This is a genomic window from Exiguobacterium sp. s35 (assembly GCF_018617535.1).
In the GTDB taxonomy this organism is placed as follows: Bacteria; Bacillota; Bacilli; order Exiguobacteriales; family Exiguobacteriaceae; genus Exiguobacterium; species Exiguobacterium aestuarii.
In genome coordinates this window covers 136,699-150,877 of the sequence record NZ_JACSKI010000003.1, presented here as the reverse complement: position 1 = coordinate 150,877, position 14,179 = coordinate 136,699, and the positions used below count along the sequence as shown (strand labels likewise).

Genomic DNA, 14,179 nt, shown 5'->3' with positions numbered 1-14,179 from the left:
TAAAAAAAGCCGCAAATCCACTTAAGGAAATGCGGCATTTCACGATGATTAGTCACGCGGACGGCGTGGGCCACGGTCATCCGAGCGACGACGATCGTCACCACGGTATGATCCTTTACGGTCTCCACTGCGTCCATCACGACGTTCGCCACCGCGTCCACCACGACGATCGCCACCACGGCCACCGCCACGACGGTCGTTACGACCACGGTATCCACCGCGATCGCCACCACGGCCACCTTGACGTTTGACACGAACTGGTTCAGCGTACGAGATTTCAACAGGTGTTGAATCTGGCTCTTTCGTCAATCCACGAAGGGCTGCAGCGAGAATTTCAACTGCTTCATACTCCTCAAGAAGTTCAGTCGCAAGTTGCGTGTACGCTTTGAAGTCGCCCGCTTGAACGCGTTCGATCAACTCTTCAGCTGCTTGCTTTTGGTTTCCTTCAAGTACTTCCGCGATTGTCGGTACGTGACGACGGTTCATGCGTTTGTTCGTTACACGTTCGATTGCTTTTACTTGTCCAAACTCACGTGGTGTGATGAATGTGAGGGCAGTACCTGTTTTACCAGCGCGACCTGTACGACCGATACGGTGTACGTAGCTCTCTGGGTCTTGTGGTACATCGAAGTTGTAAACGTGCGTGACACCTGAAATATCAAGTCCACGTGCAGCAACGTCAGTCGCTACTAAGATATCAATCGTTCCGTTTTTGAAACGACGAATCACTTGGTCACGTTTTGATTGCGTCAAGTCTCCGTGAAGACCATCTGCTGTATATCCGCGCTTGATAAGTGCTTCTGTCACTTCATCAACACGTTTCTTCGTACGAGCGAAGATGATGCTGAGTTCTGGTGAGTCGATGTCGATCAAACGGCAAAGCGTATCGAATTTTTGACCTTCGCGCAATTCGATGAACTGTTGGTTGATGTTCTCAACTGTCATTTCTTTCGCTTTGACTTTGATGATTGTCGGCGACTTCATGAAACGCTCTGCAATCTTTTTGATTTGTGGTGGCATCGTCGCTGAGAAAAGAAGCGTTTGGCGCTCTTCAGGAAGACCTGCCAAAATCGTTTCGATATCTTCAACGAAGCCCATGTTGAGCATTTCGTCTGCTTCATCCAAGATGACCGTTTGAATGTCATCAAGTTTGATTGTTTTACGTTTCATGTGGTCCATGAGACGTCCTGGTGTTGCAACGACGATTTGTGGGTTCTTTTTCAAACCACGGATTTGACGGTCGATTTGCTGACCACCGTAAACAGGAAGTGCGTATACGCGCTTTGTTTCTCCGATTTTGTTTAATTCTTCTGCAACTTGAATCGCAAGTTCACGTGTCGGTGCAAGAACGAGTGCTTGGACTTGACGTGCCTTTGAATCGATTCGCTCAATTGTCGGAATACCGAAAGCTGCTGTTTTCCCTGTACCTGTTTGTGCTTGTCCTAATACGTCCACTCCTGTGAGTGCGACAGGAATTGTCTCAGCTTGGATCGGTGTAGCTTCCTCGAAGCCCATTTTGTGTACACCTTTTACTAACGCTTCACTTAATTGTAAATCTTGGAATTTTGTCAAATTATATTCTCCTTTGTTCATACAAAAAACGTCTGAGTTCAGTTTGACAGATCTACAGACGTTTTCTCAATGTTTCCTCATAGTCAACTTTATTAACTATAACGTATTTATTCCTAAAATGAAAGAAATACATTTTCAAACTTTTTCATGTCATCCGAACATGAGTTATCTTATTTCAATTTGTAGCCGTTGTCGAGCTTTTCAACTTGCTTTTCTTTTAGTAGTTTTCCGAGCGCCCGTTTAAACGCGGCTTTGCTCATCCCGAACTCACGGTCAATGACGTCAGGGGCTGTCTTGTCGCCGTAAGGCATTTGACCACCACGTTCCTCGATATAAGAGAGGACGCTCGCCGCATCGCCGTCAATCGCCTCATAGGCACGTGGTTTCATTGAAACGAGAACGGTTCCGTCTTGTTTTACTTGTGTCACCCGAACTGTCAATTGTTCCCCGAGTCGTGGCCAACGTGTCATTTCTGCTTCATGTAAGAAACCAAGTGATTCCCCTTCGACCCATACGTTGACGCCAACTTCGCGTTTATTGACGACGGTCGCTTGAACATCTTGGTTGTTCCATTCTTGTTTCGATGGACGTGCCAACAAGTTCAAGTACGCGTAAGGGGCCGTGTCCCCGAGTAAACGTCCTTTTTGGTCATACTTCAAACGAATACACAATTGATCTCCCGTTTGTGGCCAATACGACCGGTTCTCTGGTAAGTCGTCCATCGAGACGAGAACATCCTTTTGAATCCCGATATTGACGAAGACACCTGTGTTATATCGAACGCCAGTCACTTCACACCATTCATACTCATCGAAAGAGACCGTCGGAATCGTCATCGTTGATGCGAGACGTCCTTCTGAGTCATGATATAAAAAGACACGAACCGTTTGACCGACTGTCACTTCTTCAGTCTGTTCTTTTCGATGAAGGAGCACCTCTTCGCGACCGTTACTAATGAATACTCCAAAATCAGCAGAACGTTCCGCGACCAAGTCTACTACTTCTCCTGCGCGCAATGCCATTACACCCACATCCTTTTCTAATCTATTACTGTCAGTATACCTATCTACACACGTTCCTAATCATATCATGTTCACTTTCAACATTTTGAATAAATGTGACGAATTTGTGAACGGGAAGTGAAAAGGGAAACCCGTCACAAGAAATGGAAGGAAGATGATTTATTAAAATTTTGTGACAATTTTGTGAACGTCTTTTTTTCTTCTAGTATCCTATTTTTGAAAACGTTATTATATAGGAAGTGTCCGGTATAGATAAGGTTTCATTTAGGATTGATCGGGGGATAATAAATGTTTGATATACAGTCTCGTTCGTTTGCAAAACGTTTTACAAAAGGGCTACTCGTCGCCTTTTTCGCATTACTCGCATCACTCAGCTTCATTTTTTCAAACGGTGTGGATACAAACGTATCGTCATCATCGACTTATATGACTCAAGAGTAAACGTCTTCCGTGCTACTGGAGGCGTTTTTTCTTTGCCAAACGCAAACAGGAATTTCCTACAAAAGGTCGAATACGATTAAAAGACCTTGCCTTTTTCTTTACTACCACATAAGAAAAGGAGACTCCGCTATGATTTTCTATTTTCTTACGACTATCTTATCGACTGCAGGCCTCGCTTTTTTGTTCCAGTCCGAACTATATAAAGATCCGATTGGGACTTTTCTATTTGCTGTCTTGATTGCGATGGGATTGTCTTCTTTCAAACAACTCTTTATGCAAGCGAGCGAGTTCTTTGTGGAAAGACGGAACCAGAAACGAATCAAACGCGTCGTGGCCAGAATGCATTCGACGACACGGAAACGCTCTACATAACGCTCGTCTTCCCTCTCCACATTTGGTATTCTATGAAGGAACAGACAACGTACATTGGATTTATAATCGCAGGAGGCACACAATCGTATGAATGAAATTCCGTTATCGAATGAATGGCTACTTCGTTATTCACCCGTCATGGAGCTTTGGTTAAAGGAAGATGGAATCTTACTTGTCGATGACGACAATCGCATCCGCCTTACCCTTGAGATCGGGAACGACCAAGCCATGCAAATTAAAAGTATTGAACAAGACGGCGCTTATTTCGTCGTCGATCCTGTGAATAAACGCATTACATTCGAGCTTGAGGAAGAGGAAGAAGAGAGCGATTCTCGCTTTTGGGAATAAGGATTCATGCCGAAGGGTCGGATTCTCGTCAAGAGAAGAAGACTCTTTCTTGTTGTCATTATGAGAGGAGAAAATAAAATGATTCGAACAGCTGTATGGTTTTTCTCATTTTTTGCGGTGTTACCGATCACCGTCCCATTTTTACAAAAGGCGAAAAAAATTGATCCACCAAAGCGTTATCGCTACGTACAAGACATCGCTTATAAATGGGCACAATTCTTGTTGAAAATTGCCGGTGCCGACATTCGGGTTCATGGACAGGATCACATTCCGGATGAACCGGTCGTCTACGTATCGAACCACCAAGGAAACTTTGACGTTCCCATCATGTTGACGGCCACGAAACGACCAAAAGCATTCATTTCGAAAATTGAGGTACAGAAATTCCCAATCATCCCGCGTTGGATGGAATTGATGGGCTGCATCTTTATCGATCGAAGCGATCGTCGTCAATCAATCAAAGCGATTCGCTCGGGTGTCGAGACAATCCAATCCGGTCAGTCAATGATCGTCTTCCCAGAAGGAACACGCTCAAAAGGCGGTCCTATGAAAGAATTTAAAGCCGGGAGTTTGACACTCGCGACGTCAAGCGGTGCGAAGATTGTTCCAGTTGCCATTCAAGGGAGCTACAAATTGTTAGAAGCCAAAAATCGAATCACTCCGGCAACGGTCGACGTCACCTTCTTACCCGCGATCGATCCGGCTGACTTACCGAATAAGGAAATCGCTGCAACAATCGAAGCAGCCATTCGTCAACAGATTGAAGGAGAGAACGCATGAGTTTATTAATGATTGAGGGCATTCATAAAGAGTTTGCCGACAAAGTCCTATTTGATGATGTGACGATGACGATTCATCCAGGAGACCGCATCGGAATCATCGGGGTGAACGGTTCTGGAAAGTCGACATTCATGAAAATCATCGCTGGTGCCGAGACGGCGGACAAGGGAACGATGCAACATCCGAACGATTACCGCATCCGCTATCTGACTCAGACGGTCCAATTCGATGAAGGTCAAACGATTCTTGACGCCTTGTTCACAAGCGATACACCGTCCGTTCAAGCACTGAAGCAATTCGAACGTGCCCGCCAAGCGCTCGAAGCGGATCCGACGAGTGAGCAGTTACTCGAACGTTTCATGAAAGCGCAGCAGGCTGTCGATGCCGCAGACGCTTGGGAAACGGAAGCAAAACTGAAGTCGATTTTGAACCGTCTCGGTCTTCCTGACGTGTCCGTCGATGTGAACGCCTTATCAGGAGGACAACAAAAGCGTGTCGCTCTCGCCGCAGCGTTACTCGACGAAGCGGACTTATTGCTCCTAGATGAGCCGACGAACGAACTTGATGCAGATACGATCGCATGGCTCGAGACGATGCTTGCCGATTATCGGGGAGCCATCCTTCTCATCACCCACGATCGTTATTTCTTAAATCGTGTCACAAACCATATCTTAGAGATTGCGGACGGGACGAGTTACTTCTATAACGGGAACTATGAGCTGTTCCTTGAAAAGCGGGCCGAACGAAAAGCACGGGCACAGTCGATGGAACAGAAACGGCAAAATATTTTACGTCGTGAACTCGCTTGGTTACGTCGAGGTGCAAAAGCACGAACAACGAAACAAAAGGCACGCATTCAACGTGTCGAAGACTTGAAACACCAAGAAAGCTTGGCCGAAGAAGAGTCGCTCGACGTCTCCGTCGGATCTCGCCGACTCGGTAAAAAGGTCATTGAAGTCGAGGACTTGTCTTTTGGGTACGACAATTCTCTTCTCATTCAGCAGTTCAATTGGATATTCGGACGCCGTGAACGCTACGGCATTGTTGGACCGAACGGGAGCGGAAAATCAACGCTTATGAACTTACTCGCCAAGCGTTTGGAACCGACCAGCGGTACCATCGTGCATGGGGAAACGGTCCACCTCGGCTATTACGGTCAACAAGTCGAGTTTGAAGACGAGTCACGACGCGTGATCGACGAAATCGAGCGGATTGCGAAAGTGATTTATACGCCGGACGGCGAGACAATCACGGCTAGTCAAATGCTCGAACGTTTCCTCTTCTCACCGGACGCGCAGTACAAACCGATTGAGAAGCTATCCGGCGGAGAAAAACGGCGCCTCGTCCTCCTGCGGATTCTCATGGACGAACCGAACGTCTTGTTCCTTGATGAACCGACGAACGATTTGGATACGGAAACGTTATCTGTTTTAGAAGACTATTTAGAATCGTTCCCTGGCACGGTCATCGCCGTCAGCCACGATCGTTATTTCTTAGACCGTGTCGCCGGACAGTTGATCGCATTTGAAGACGGGACCATCCAGGTGTATCACGCAGAATATAGCGATTACTTGACGATGCGCCAAGAAGAGGTTCGTCAAGTGAAGAAAGAGAAAGAACCAAAAGAGAAAAAGGAACGGGTGAAGTCGGAAGTCGTGAAATTCACCTTCAAAGAACAGAAGGAATGGGACACGATCGAAGAAGACATCGCCGCGATCGAAGAACAGATTGAAGCACAAGAAGCGACACTTGCGACAGCGGGCAGCGACCTCGGAAAAGTAAATGAATTGTACGCAACAATCGCAGAACTGAAAGAAACACTCGATGCGAAGATGGAACGGTGGACGTACTTGTCTGAAATCGATGAACAAATACAAGCGCAGAAAAAAGGCTGATTTCCACATGAGGTAGCTTTTCAAATCTAATGAAAAAGAGGTAGATTTCCGGTTCGCGTTTCGGAAATCCACCTCTTTTTTATCATTTCACTTTAATGACGATTTTCCCTTTAGCATGCCCTTCTTCTCCATAGTCATGAGCGAGTTTCGTGTCTTCTAAATCAAAGACCCGGTCAATCACAGGTTTCAGTTCGCCTTTTTCAACAGCTTCCGCAATTTTTTTCAAGCGCTCCCCCGTCGGTTGCATGAAGACGTATTCGGCACGGACATTCGCTTGTTTGGCTTCCTCTTCATTCGGTGGTGTTGAGATTGAGACGAGCATCCCATTTTCTTTAAGCATTTGATACAGTTTGCTCTGTCCGTCTCCTCCCATCGTATCGAATACGAAGTCAAGATCGCGGACGGTTTCTGATGGATCTTGTTGTTTATAGTCGATGACTTCGTCGGCCCCGAGTTCGCTGACCCAGTCCACATTCGGCGTACTGGTTGACGTGACGACATACAATCCGTGTGCTTTCGCAAGCTGGATGGCAACCGTCCCGACACCACCTGAACCAGCACCGATGAAGATTCGGTCACCCGGTTTCGCATCCATCACTTCGAACATGACTTGCCATGCCGTATGGGCGACGAGCGGAAGTGATGCGGCCTCTTCGAAGCTCAATGATGCTGGTTTCTTGACGACAAGATGAGCATCGACCGCCACGTACTCGGCATATGTGCCTTGCCGCGCAATATCCGGACGGCTGAATACTTCATCGCCGACCTCAAGCTCGTTCACATTCGCCCCGACTTCTTTGATGATGCCCGCTACATCCCACCCGATGACGAGCGGCATTTCGAAATGAAGCATTTCTTTTAAGTATCCTTCACGCAACTTCCAATCCACCGGGTTGACACTTGCGGCATGAACCTCAATCAATACGTCATCTGCACCGATTGTCGGTTGGTCAAGCTCCCCTACTTTGAATTCGTCTGACCCACCATACTGTTCGATATATGCTGCTTTCATCCTATCGTCCTCCTTTGAATGATTCACCTTTATTCGGTTCCCATTTTAGTCGCATCACAAACGAAAAAGCACACCGCCCGTTAGGCGATGTGCTTAGATTGACTGATGTGTCATATAGCTATAGACATAGACGTCATGGGCTTGTCCCCGCTGACGCATGTAATTATGTAGTCGACCTTCTTGAACGAACCCATTCTTCTCAAGCATGCGTTGCGACGCGAGATTGTCGATATAGACAATGGCACCGACACGTTCAATCTCACATGTCTCGGCAAACTGTAGGGCCGCATGGAGGGCTTCGGTCGCATAACCCGAACGCCAATATTCTGGTCTGAGTTCATAACCGATTTCGGCGCGACGGTGTGACGGCGCCCGATTGTGAAAACCGATTGTTCCAATTAACGCTTTTGATTCTAGATGTTCAATCGCAAAACGGATGATTGCCCCCGTCTCAATTTGGGTGAGCATATGGGTAAGCATCTGCTCCGTCTCTTCAAGCGTTTGATGCGGCTCCATCCCATAATGCTGGAGCACGCGTTCATTTGAAAAAATGGCGAATACGTGTGGAATATCCTCCATTTGAAGGGGGCGCAGTCGAAGACGTTCCGTATCAATCACCGGGAGCCGATTCATCCTTTACTCACCAGATTATGTTGAAACGCATACACGACCGCTTGTGTTCGGTCATAGACGTCAAGTTTCGTCAAGATGTTCGAGACGTGCGTCTTTACCGTCTTCAGTGAAATAAACAATTCGTCCGCAATGACTTGATTCGACTTCCCTTCTGCCATGAGTTGCAAAATTTCTCGTTCCCGTGCAGTCAAGCTCTCATGGAGGGTCATCTCCGGGTGGCGTAGACGTTCGAGCATCTTTCCTGTCACTTGGGCAGCCATGACGGGGTTGCCGGCAGCCGTCTGACGAATCGCGTCCGCAATTTCATTGGCGTTTGCCGTCTTGAGCACATAGCTCATCGCGCCGGCTTCAATGACCGGGTATACTTTCTCGTCATCCAAGAAACTCGTCACGACTAGAATCTTAGCCTCTTTCCAGCTTGCTTTGATTCGTTTCGTCGATTCAACCCCATCCACAGGTTCCATGACTAAGTCCATGAGGACGACGTCCGGTTTTTCCGCAATCGCAAGCTCCGCTCCCGTCGCACCGTCCGATGCCTCACCGACGACTTCAATGTCCGGTTGTGTCGATAAAAAGGCAGACACGCCCGCTCGGACCATTTCATGATCATCAATTAATACAACTCGAATCATCATTACCCCTCCACTTGTTGTTTCACACGTACTTCGATTTGTGTTCCGACATTCGGCACACTGACCAATCGCAACGTTCCACCGACTTCCGCCGTGCGCTCTCTTATCGATTGTAATCCATATGAGGCGACTTGTGTATCGTCCACGTTAAATCCGATTCCGTCATCGTTGATCTTTAAAATAACCGTCTGTTGCACGGTTCGCATCTCAATTTCTAGGCGAGTCGCCTTCGCATGCCGCAACGTGTTACTGATCGCCTCTTGGACGATGCGGAACAGTTCGTTTTCGGTGTGCCGTGATAGCTTCACTTCTTCTAGACGCCATACGAGTTCAGTCGACTGTTTACGCGACAGTTCTTCTAATAGGCGTTCGATCCCGGTTTTTAACGTCATGCCCTCTAATTCCACCGGTCGCAGTTGTAGTAGTAACGAGCGCATCTCTGCCTGTGCCGTTTGGGCCATGAGCTCCACTTGCTCCATTTGTTTACTCGCTAATTCCGGTTTCGTTTGCATCGTCTGTTTGACCGCAGTCGTCATCATCGAAATGGCGTAAAGCTGTTGACTCACGGAGTCGTGCAGTTCGCGAGCGACGCGACGTCTTTCTTCGACGACCGCTTCACTACGCGCCTCTTCGACACTGACCGGTCGTTCGCCAACTCGTTTCGCCATTTCAATCATCTCTTGACGTTGTTTTGAGACGCGAACGATTCGTTCGAGCGTGTCTCGGTAAGGCGACAACGGTCGGAACGTGATCTCTTTTTGGTTCTCTAGTTTCCAAAGGGCGTTCGCGACCTCTCGAAAGTCTCGACGTAAGTAAAAGTATGATGCGACTCCAAAGATACTGCCAATCAAAACGGCAATCACCAAAATGGACACACCGAAAGGCAACCCTTCTTCACGCGAAAATAAGTCGCTAAGTGAAGTCGAGTCACCTATGAGAAACGCTAGTGTAATCAAGAAAGCCGTCAAGAGGCTACTGAACAATTGATGCCAGACGACCGTTCGTGGATAAGAATCCTTTTTCATACCGTCATCACCTCAACACTTCCGCTCATGAGCACGATATGAATCCGAACTTTCCGCGTAGCCTGGACATAATCATCAGACGCCGTATAGAAGCGACGGTTAAAAACCGGTGAATAGTTCGAATCATCAACTTGGACTTTCCCAAATCCAATCGACGCATCAATCGAATAATCATAACCCGCTGGAATGAGGATACGGATGTCTCCCGCAAGTCCATTTAGGAGTAAAAACGTCTCCCCTTCAGGAATGATGGCTTGTGATAGATCCATCTCAACATCACGTAGCAAAAAGAACTCATTCGTATCGCGTAACACATAGTGTCCCGATTCTTTCATACCGAACGAGAAGGCTTGTTCCTGACGAAGCGGCGTCCGAATTTTTGATTCGACCGGTCGATTCTTATAGAGTCGGTACCCAAAAAGCAATAACAGACCCGAGAGCACAAACCCAAACGCGGCTGACGAGAAGATCAAGCCAATCAAGAGAATGCCTCCGATGGCGTAAAAGATATAGCTGGCCGACTGTTTGCCCCGACGACTGAAGCGTCTTCCAATATAAAGAAGAAGCAATGGGAGGATCATGCTGAATAAGACGCTATTCCCACCCGTCACGATGTCGATAAAGAGTCCAACTGAAAATAAAATAATCATGAATCCAATGATTTGACGTGTGTTCCAACGTTCCATGTCCATTCCCCCTTTCTGTTCATATGTATGAAGCAAAGAAAGCGATGACCTTGTTCAGGTCACCGCCGAACCGTCACCTCACTCTTGTTTAAAGCGACGTTCCAGTTCTTTTAGTTTTGCTTCAAAATCGTCTTCATCTTCTTGCGTATCTTTCTTCTCTTCAGCAGGTTGTTCTTTCTTCTCTTCCTCAGTAAACGGATGAGACTGCGACGTGTTTTGACCGAAGATTTGGTCGAGTGCCCCTTTTAGAAGATCTAAGTTTTCACGCATCGCAAACTCATATCGTTTGTTTTGCATCTCATCGAGCTTGAGTTTCATCTCGAGTGCACGACGCTCTAGCGCATCCAATTCACGCTCTCCTTCATCGATCAACCCTTCGAAGTAACGATACTGTTCTCCGTAGTGTTTTGACTCAAGAGCTGCACGTTCTGCCAACTTCTCTTCACCAGCCTGTTTCGCCAGTTCTGTCTGTTCATATCGTTTATCTGCCATCTTTTTGGCATCATCACGTTTTTCAGCAAGCTCTGCAAGCAGTGTCCGTTGACGTTCGACGAGACGCTCAACCGATAACGCTTCCTTCTCCGCTCCACGGATATGACGGTTCAATTCCGCTTCTCCACTCGAACGTGGCATCTCTTTATCTTGATACTTCTTCACTTCTTTCGAAATCTCTTTCGTCAATTCATTCGCTAGTTCACGAAACTGATCAAACGGTGTCTTCATGGTGAATCCTCCTTATGGAATCTTAACGACGATTAACAAATTTTTGCCACACTTGATCGAACTGTTGGAAGCTGCTACGGCTAGCACGCGTTCCGTCGGCATTTAAAATCTCGACTTCCGGGTCACGTTTCTCACCTTTATACATCATATACCCTTTAAACAACAACCACGCGACAATGATTCCGACGAGTGCCCATATGTTTGAGAGCATCGTCCCAATCCCGATGACGGCAAGGATCCCGAAACCAACTTTAGCACCGATGTGTGTCACAGCCTGAAAACGGACTCCAGCCCAAAGCGTCAAGAGCGCTCCTAATCCGAATAAAATCATATTCGGTAAAGCACCGATCAACACGAGCACTAGAGCGATCGCGGCTACGATGAACAGCACCTTCTTCACTTGGTGATTCATCTGTTATCCCTCCTTGTTAAGTACACTCTTATCATAATACGTTATTTTGTATAGGTCGACGAGCGGAAGGCTTGTTTCGCCTCGGTCTTTAGACTGAGATGTTACCGTTTCCAAAAACTGTGGTACACTGATGCTATCGAACAATGAAAGGATGATGTTTTATGAGCAACATGATGCATGCACGTCACCAAATGTCAGCGAATCGGAGGGCTGTCGTCCTCCATCATTAAAAGGAGGATTCTTTTTGAATCAACAAACTGAAACGGGACGTGTCACGGCACAGTTCCAACATCTTTATACGGTATCCGTCGGAGAGAACGCATATATGTGCGGGGTTTCCGGTAAGTTCCGACATGAGGCGACGAGCGAACGGGAATACCCGGTCATCGGCGATTATGTCACGATTCAAGTTCGCGAGCATGGTCAAGGTACGATTCACCATCTCCTTGAGCGTCGGACCGTTCTCTCACGAGCGGCCGCCGGCAACGAGACGCGTGAACAACTGATCTGCGCGAACGTCGACTACGTCTTGATCACGATGGCATGCGGACACGACTTCAACATCCGCCGCCTTGAGCGCTATACGCTAGCTGCGTGGGACACCGGGGCCATCCCCATCATCGTCTTGACGAAAACGGACCAAGTCGAATCGGTCGACACACTGCTCGAAGACATTGAGCTAAACGCACCTGGAATTCAAGTATTTCCTGTCAGTGCAGTGACGGGAGAAGGGGTTACTGAACTTCGTCAGGCGTTACCGAGTGAAAGTACGATTGCCTTCGTCGGTTCGTCCGGAGTCGGAAAATCTACACTGACGAACGCCTTAGCCCACGAGACACTTGCCGTCACGCAAGCCGTCCGGGCGCAGGACGAGCGCGGGAAACATACGACGACACACCGCGAACTGTTCCGAATCGATGACTTATACGTCATCGACACACCAGGGATGCGCGAGTTCGGACTATGGGAAGGAAGCGAGCATCTCGATGAGACGTTCCGTGATATCGAAGCGCTTGCTGAGACATGCCGCTTCCGCGACTGCTCACATCAGAAAGAACCGGGCTGCGCCGTCCAAGAGGCGCTAACGAACGGTACGTTAGATGCAAAACGCTATGCGAGTTACGTCAAACTTGGGCGTGAGCTTCTCTACATGGAGAAGAAACAGGCAGAGCAAGCACGGGTATTAGAAAAGAAAAAACGGCGGATATAAGTTCTTTGGACTGTGAGCGAAGCTGCTCGCAGTCCTTTTTATTGTAATTTGACAGGTTCTCTAGGCAGGCGTAAACTTGCCATATACTTAAAAAGTTTACCTAAGTAAACAAATTAACCATTAGGCAAGAAAGAAGGATCTGTCATGTTGAATGAAGTCGAATTAATTCGAATACATCGCTCGATGACTCAAAAACTAAAAACACTTCTCCCTTTTTTAGGTCCAGCTTTTGTCGCTTCGGTCGCATACATCGACCCTGGAAACTATGCAACTAATATTGCAGCAGGCTCTCAATTTGGTTATTTACTCTTATGGGTCATTTTAATCGCAAACTTGATGGCCGGATTAATCCAAACGCTGTCTGCTAAAATCGGAATCGCGACTGGGAAAAACTTACCTGAAATTTGTCGTGACCGCTTCTCTAAGAAGACCGCAGTCTTTTTATGGATTCAAGCCGAATTAATGATTATGGCCACTGATTTGGCAGAATTTGTTGGTGCCGCACTCGGGATCTACCTCGTGTTTGATATAACGCTCATTCAAGCAGCACTACTTGCCGCGGCCGGTTCTTTTGCCATCTTAGAAGTACAAAGACGTGGCTATCGACCACTTGAAACGCTTGTGACTGGGATGCTACTCGTCGTTGCTCTTGCGTTTGCCATTCAAACGTTTAGCTCTCAGCCCGAAGTGAAACCCCTTTTGTCAGGTCTCCTCATACCTCGTTTTGACGGGACAGAGAGTATTTTATTAGCTGCCGGAATATTAGGTGCAACTGTCATGCCGCACGCTATTTATTTGCACTCTGCTTTGACACAACGGCGAATCAAGGGAAAAGATGCGGTAGCACGAAAACGCATCATGAAATTTGAACGAATTGATGTGACAATCGCAATGGTCCTCGCTGGCGCAATCAATGCCAGTATGTTGATTATCGCAGCTGCCGTCTTTTATAAGAATGGGATGTTCGTAAACGATTTAGAAATCGCTCACCAGCAGTTTGACTCTTTTTTAGGATCACCAATTGCCATGTTATTTGGCATCGGCTTAATGGTTGCCGGATTATCAAGTGCATCTGTCGGAACATTGGCCGGGGATGTCGTCATGCAAGGGTACATTCAAAAGCATATTCCGATTTATATACGTCGTGTGATTACGATGGCCCCTCCACTCTTACTCATTCTTTCCGGTGTCAACTTGTCAAACGCTCTCGTTTGGAGTCAAGTCGTTCTCTCTTTCGGTATATCATTCGCCCTCATCCCTCTGCTTCTCTTTACGAGTAATAAAGAGTTAATGGGCGGGCTTGTGAATCATCGCTTTACGACATGGATTGGATGGGGCATCACAGCGATTGTCATCTCATTAAATTTATTTTTGATTGTCCAAACCTTTATCTAATCTCTAAATATAAAAAACAAG

General features: G+C 47.2%; 15 protein-coding genes and 1 pseudogene. 7 read left to right on the top strand and 9 right to left on the bottom strand.

Annotation, left to right across the window (positions count from 1 at the left end):
- Positions 1–48: 48 nt before the first annotated feature.
- Together cshA and KNO75_RS12800 are read right to left on the bottom strand one after the other, a co-directional pair.
- The gene (gene cshA / locus KNO75_RS12805; protein WP_214696383.1) at positions 49–1,572 is read right to left on the bottom strand and encodes a degradosome RNA helicase CshA; all 1,524 of its coding nucleotides are present in this window, start codon (positions 1,570–1,572) and stop codon (positions 49–51) included.
- A gap of 170 nt (positions 1,573–1,742) precedes the next feature.
- Positions 1,743–2,594 carry a CvfB family protein gene (locus KNO75_RS12800; protein WP_214822179.1) on the bottom strand — a complete coding sequence of 284 codons (852 nt, stop codon included), beginning with the start codon at positions 2,592–2,594 and terminating at the stop codon, positions 1,743–1,745.
- Positions 2,595–2,882: 288 nt separating this feature from the next.
- On the opposite strand from KNO75_RS12800, the gene KNO75_RS12795 reads away from it, so the two are divergent.
- From KNO75_RS12795 to KNO75_RS12775, 5 genes are all read left to right on the top strand, one after another.
- Entirely contained in the window at positions 2,883–3,035 is a 153-nt protein-coding gene (locus tag KNO75_RS12795) for a hypothetical protein (protein ID WP_015880844.1), read from the top strand.
- A 129-nt stretch (positions 3,036–3,164) separates the two neighbouring features.
- Entirely contained in the window at positions 3,165–3,407 is a 243-nt protein-coding gene (locus tag KNO75_RS12790) for a hypothetical protein (protein ID WP_074033069.1), read from the top strand.
- A gap of 87 nt (positions 3,408–3,494) precedes the next feature.
- Positions 3,495–3,755, top strand: coding sequence for a hypothetical protein (locus KNO75_RS12785; RefSeq protein WP_026826759.1), 261 nt, complete (start codon positions 3,495–3,497; stop codon positions 3,753–3,755).
- 78 nt (positions 3,756–3,833) lie between these two features.
- Complete coding sequence (locus KNO75_RS12780; protein WP_214747215.1) at positions 3,834–4,535, top strand: lysophospholipid acyltransferase family protein; 702 nt, start codon at positions 3,834–3,836, stop codon at positions 4,533–4,535.
- Positions 4,532–6,430, top strand: coding sequence for an ABC-F family ATP-binding cassette domain-containing protein (locus tag KNO75_RS12775; RefSeq protein ID WP_214822177.1), 1,899 nt, complete (start codon positions 4,532–4,534; stop codon positions 6,428–6,430). The genes KNO75_RS12780 and KNO75_RS12775 overlap by 4 nt, the downstream gene beginning before the upstream one ends.
- A gap of 82 nt (positions 6,431–6,512) precedes the next feature.
- On the opposite strand, the gene KNO75_RS12770 is transcribed toward KNO75_RS12775, so the two are convergent.
- From KNO75_RS12770 to KNO75_RS12740, 7 genes are all read right to left on the bottom strand, one after another.
- Positions 6,513–7,442: an NADP-dependent oxidoreductase gene (locus KNO75_RS12770; protein ID WP_214822175.1), complete on the bottom strand. Its 930-nt coding sequence runs from the start codon at positions 7,440–7,442 to the stop codon at positions 6,513–6,515.
- Positions 7,443–7,535: 93 nt separating this feature from the next.
- Positions 7,536–8,075 (bottom strand): GNAT family N-acetyltransferase, encoded by a 540-nt coding sequence (locus tag KNO75_RS12765; protein ID WP_214822174.1) that lies wholly within the window; start codon positions 8,073–8,075, stop codon positions 7,536–7,538.
- On the bottom strand, positions 8,072–8,707 hold the full coding sequence (locus KNO75_RS12760) for a response regulator (RefSeq protein ID WP_015880838.1): 636 nt from the start codon (positions 8,705–8,707) through the stop codon (positions 8,072–8,074). The genes KNO75_RS12765 and KNO75_RS12760 overlap by 4 nt, the downstream gene beginning before the upstream one ends.
- 2 nt (positions 8,708–8,709) lie before the next feature.
- Positions 8,710–9,732, bottom strand: a complete 1,023-nt coding sequence (locus tag KNO75_RS12755; protein WP_214822173.1) for a sensor histidine kinase — start codon at positions 9,730–9,732, stop codon at positions 8,710–8,712.
- Positions 9,729–10,418, bottom strand: coding sequence for a cell wall-active antibiotics response protein LiaF (gene liaF, locus KNO75_RS12750; RefSeq protein ID WP_015880836.1), 690 nt, complete (start codon positions 10,416–10,418; stop codon positions 9,729–9,731). Before liaF ends, KNO75_RS12755 begins: the two co-directional genes overlap by 4 nt.
- 78 nt (positions 10,419–10,496) lie before the next feature.
- Positions 10,497–11,141 (bottom strand): PspA/IM30 family protein, encoded by a 645-nt coding sequence (locus KNO75_RS12745; protein WP_214747228.1) that lies wholly within the window; start codon positions 11,139–11,141, stop codon positions 10,497–10,499.
- 22 nt (positions 11,142–11,163) lie between these two features.
- Positions 11,164–11,553 carry a lmo0954 family membrane protein gene (locus tag KNO75_RS12740; protein ID WP_214747230.1) on the bottom strand — a complete coding sequence of 130 codons (390 nt, stop codon included), beginning with the start codon at positions 11,551–11,553 and terminating at the stop codon, positions 11,164–11,166.
- 244 nt (positions 11,554–11,797) lie between these two features.
- On the opposite strand from KNO75_RS12740, the gene rsgA reads away from it, so the two are divergent.
- Positions 11,798–12,763, top strand: coding sequence for a ribosome small subunit-dependent GTPase A (rsgA, locus tag KNO75_RS12735; protein ID WP_214822172.1), 966 nt, complete (start codon positions 11,798–11,800; stop codon positions 12,761–12,763).
- A 144-nt stretch (positions 12,764–12,907) separates the two neighbouring features.
- A pseudogene (locus KNO75_RS12730) lies at positions 12,908–14,140 on the top strand (Nramp family divalent metal transporter); the annotation flags it as partial.
- Positions 14,141–14,179 lie beyond the last annotated feature (39 nt).

Excerpts from the sequence above, each read along its gene's own strand:
- KNO75_RS12755 (WP_214822173.1), bottom strand. The coding sequence starts at position 9,732 with ATGAAAAAGGATTCTTATCCACGAACGGTCGTCTGGCATCAATTGTTC.
- KNO75_RS12745 (WP_214747228.1), bottom strand. The coding sequence starts at position 11,141 with ATGAAGACACCGTTTGATCAGTTTCGTGAACTAGCGAATGAATTGACG.
- KNO75_RS12740 (WP_214747230.1), bottom strand. The coding sequence starts at position 11,553 with ATGAATCACCAAGTGAAGAAGGTGCTGTTCATCGTAGCCGCGATCGCT.
- KNO75_RS12770 (WP_214822175.1), bottom strand. The coding sequence starts at position 7,442 with ATGAAAGCAGCATATATCGAACAGTATGGTGGGTCAGACGAATTCAAA.
- KNO75_RS12800 (WP_214822179.1), bottom strand. The coding sequence starts at position 2,594 with ATGGCATTGCGCGCAGGAGAAGTAGTAGACTTGGTCGCGGAACGTTCT.
- KNO75_RS12785 (WP_026826759.1), top strand. The coding sequence starts at position 3,495 with ATGAATGAAATTCCGTTATCGAATGAATGGCTACTTCGTTATTCACCC.
- KNO75_RS12760 (WP_015880838.1), bottom strand. The coding sequence starts at position 8,707 with ATGATTCGAGTTGTATTAATTGATGATCATGAAATGGTCCGAGCGGGC.
- KNO75_RS12780 (WP_214747215.1), top strand. The coding sequence starts at position 3,834 with ATGATTCGAACAGCTGTATGGTTTTTCTCATTTTTTGCGGTGTTACCG.
- KNO75_RS12775 (WP_214822177.1), top strand. The coding sequence starts at position 4,532 with ATGAGTTTATTAATGATTGAGGGCATTCATAAAGAGTTTGCCGACAAA.
- liaF (WP_015880836.1), bottom strand. The coding sequence starts at position 10,418 with ATGGAACGTTGGAACACACGTCAAATCATTGGATTCATGATTATTTTA.
- KNO75_RS12790 (WP_074033069.1), top strand. The coding sequence starts at position 3,165 with ATGATTTTCTATTTTCTTACGACTATCTTATCGACTGCAGGCCTCGCT.
- KNO75_RS12795 (WP_015880844.1), top strand. The coding sequence starts at position 2,883 with ATGTTTGATATACAGTCTCGTTCGTTTGCAAAACGTTTTACAAAAGGG.
- KNO75_RS12765 (WP_214822174.1), bottom strand. The coding sequence starts at position 8,075 with ATGAATCGGCTCCCGGTGATTGATACGGAACGTCTTCGACTGCGCCCC.